Below are 3,430 nucleotides of genomic sequence, written 5' to 3'. Positions count from 1 at the left end.
TTCGCCCCCGATATAATATGAGTTGTCTACAAATCTAGGGGCGAACCAATAGGTTACAATTATAATCAAACTAACTCAGGCTCAAATTCATATTGAGCGTAACGGGTGATGCAGGCATCTAATAAAGCCTCATCATCATAAAATGCAAAGACCATTTCTGCTATTTCATGCAATGCATCTTTATCTGCGCTGCGAATACAAAACATCAGAGTCTCATCACCAAAGGTGAGTTTTTCCAGTAACGCAGGGTTCTTTTCTGAAAGCATATTTTCCAGTAGCAGAGCCCAGTCTTCACCATCCCCTAAAAAATCATGCTGTTCAAAGGCTTTCCATTTTAAATCACTTAACGTAAGGCTATGTCTGCGTTGGAAACTTGAAAACAAAAAAGGTTGGTAAACGTTTGCTTGCTTCATAATATCTCTCTGATGTAAGGATCATATAAACAAATAAATCCCTGTTTTAGCAAGAATTTAAACTAGGGTTCATCCTACTCTCAGCGTTTTTTTTAAATGGCGATTGCATCATGCTTTTTCCTTTCACAGGTAATAAAGCGCATTGCAGCTCAGGTATTTATCATATTTGTGAACGGGGATTAAGCCCTAGAGTGAGATTAACTATTTCTAGATTAGAGAGCTGAAATACCTAAGCCGCTTTGCATTGCAAACCGGCTTAGTAATATAGTTAGGAAGATATAAATGATTTTGGCAAGTGACTGCCAAACTTAAATGCTTTAAGGGTTTTGTTAACACTGAGTATCTATTATTAAGCAGCGCATCAATTACCTACCCGCTTTTTTTTCCTTTTTCGCTTCGCGCTTTTCTTTCAACGATTTTTCAGGTTTCTTTTTAACTGTTTTTTTTGAATCTTGACCTTTAGACATAAATTTCTCCATTAACATTGTTAATAATATATTAAGCGTCTATCAAGTAGATTGTATTTAAAACCAATACCTAAACAGGCACTACTTTTAGTCTAGTTGATTAACTTGTTATAACACGAGATATTAAACGGCCAAACCTTTATTCGTTCTATTTCGCCGATAGCCGCTTTAAGTTAAACGCAACCCCCTCTATAGTAATCAATAAGCTAATCACTCAGGGATAAACCATTCCTGAATCCGCTTTGCACATAATCAAAAAGACCACCAGCAGCATAAACATCATCCCTACGATGCGCTATGTAAAGTAGTAGAGCAGCCAGCAGAGCTTAGAGTTTTCTGCATGGAAAGAATAAAAGGGAGGACATCCATACCTTACTATTCTTTTAAATCATTACATTAAAGGAAATATCATACTCGACTTAAACAAAAAGCTAAGTCGGTTTGTTTCCCTTTGCGACTTAGAAAGCTAACTCGCAAACGCCCCCAAAGAGCCTTACAAAGGCGCAAATTTGTGGCAAATATACTTGACCACTTCATTGATGAAAAATTTACTTTCACTAAATATTAATTAACTCAACAAGACTCGAGAACGTCCTTGACGTGCTGTAAGTTATTTTTAATCCAAGCTCTGTTGATAGCGCCCCATGACTTTATTGAATAACTTTTATTTATTGTACCGCCAGCATCCACGCACTCTATATCCAATTCCGCAAGGGCTTTAATTGTGTCTTGCAAAGTGCGTCTAGGCATCCCCGTAGCTTCTAAAATTAGCGGTGGCGTATTGATGCCAGTATCGATCAAATAAGCAACGAGAAGCCTGCGGTAATAACTTGTTTTTGTTTTGCTTTGTTTACTTGTCATTTTTAGGCTTTGGTCCCCGTTTTTTTAGGTCTTGGTAAAAGACTGGACACTCAATATTATTCCGATAAAAATCTTAATGTTATTTTGTAAACCAGAAATGAGATATCGAAGTGAATTGATTATTATAAAGCATGTTGACAGTTGGAATCCCTAAGGCGTTTTGTACCCTTTTACGACTTAAAAATCTTACAAATCCGTGGCCAATTTGATTTAGCCACTACAGTTTTTTGTCCGATTTTAGTGCCTTGTTAAATGGCGATTACTTATTTACACCTGTTAACGTAAAATATTTTTTAACCGTTTTATTCAAATACATATATGAAGCTACTAATGACACTATCATCGCCCATCAGGTAGCTCCTCTTAACCACCCGATTTACAAGGTGGTAGTATGAAGTTGCCTCCAAGCAAACCTGGGTATGCCTTGGCTTAGCCATGCACTTATATCAACAAGGAGGAAGATAAAATCAGTGTGGATGCCAGTTCGTTACGATGCAATTAGCTTTTTGGTTGGCGCGATGTTTCCCACAACAAAATCTAATAAACCTTCCCTTGTGAGTTCATCTAACCCTAGCGAAGCCAGCGTTCTACCTTCTTTATAAAAATCTCTTCCTAAAATGCCGCCGCACATCTCGACCAAACGATTACACTCAGGCATGTTAATACCTAATTTTTCACCTAATGATGATAATAAAACCAGCCCCATAGGAACATCCTCAGTTATGTACCTATTATCGAAACTATAAGGCCCTGGAGGTGATGAGATTTTATAGCTTTCAAAAACTTCTCGAGGCTCTTGCGTCAGATCTTTTTCATTTCTGAATAAACACGCGTCTAGATAAGGAATTGGTTTACAGCCTAGCGCACTTAAAACCGCCATTTTTTCCGCGTCCAATTTTTCTATCATCAGCCATGCCATTTCAGTTGAAAGTGCGTCTCTGTACATATATGGAACTTCATCAGGGTGATGTTTTGCACAATACTCAAGCATTGGATACATAACATACAGTCCCACTGTGTGAACAATGATATTGGGATTATGCAATGCAGATTCGAATATATTTTTTCGAACACTATTCATTTCAATGTTGTAGGCAGGAAACAAACGGGATGCAACGGCCATTCCCTCTTCCGTTCTTGCGGCGGGATTAAATGCCAGTGAATTTCTGACATTTTTAAATAATACTTTCACGGTGCCAGGTTCAACCACTCTTGCGTCATTCGGGGTAGATTCACCCTCGGCAAAGATTGGGCTATTATCGCAAAATTGGCTGTAGAATATACTACCTGCATATCCAGGAATTAAGATAACCAGCTGCTCATCTTGAAAATATTTTGCGATTCTTTCAGCTAAAGCCCGATGGTATGTGGTTTGAATGAAAATCATGACCACATCCGCCCCCTCAATCGCTTCTTTAGGGTCCCGAGTAATCAATTCTAATGGTTGGAAGGTTTTTTCGGCATCATCCGCGCTGTCTGTAAAATGTCCTTTTTTTGTGTTATCAATACAATATATTCCTTTATTGCTGACCATTGCTTCAAAATGTTCATCATGAGTAATCTGATTCGAAGTCTTCAATAGTCTAACTTTATGTCCTGCCTCAGCAGCCATAAACGCACAAGCAGAACCAGCATTGCCAGATCCAATTATGGTGATTTCCATTTTTTCTTCCTATTAATATTTTGGAT

General features: G+C 38.0%; 3 protein-coding genes. All 3 read right to left on the bottom strand.

The features are described from left to right. Positions 1-65: 65 nt before the first annotated feature. Positions 66-413, bottom strand: a complete 348-nt coding sequence (locus tag AC4GME_RS17345; protein ID WP_490378478.1) for an Imm51 family immunity protein — start codon at positions 411-413, stop codon at positions 66-68. 1,040 nt (positions 414-1,453) lie between these two features. Then, positions 1,454-1,741, bottom strand: a complete 288-nt coding sequence (locus AC4GME_RS17340; RefSeq protein ID WP_490379889.1) for a helix-turn-helix domain-containing protein — start codon at positions 1,739-1,741, stop codon at positions 1,454-1,456. Between the two features lie 487 nt (positions 1,742-2,228). Beyond that, positions 2,229-3,404, bottom strand: coding sequence for an NAD/NADP octopine/nopaline dehydrogenase family protein (locus tag AC4GME_RS17335; RefSeq protein WP_490379888.1), 1,176 nt, complete (start codon positions 3,402-3,404; stop codon positions 2,229-2,231). Between the last annotated feature and the right edge of the window lie 26 nt (positions 3,405-3,430).

It is taken from the genome of Psychromonas sp., from assembly GCF_983033635.1.
Note: the sequence above shows the minus strand (reverse complement) of the source record. Positions and strands in the feature narration are given on the sequence as shown.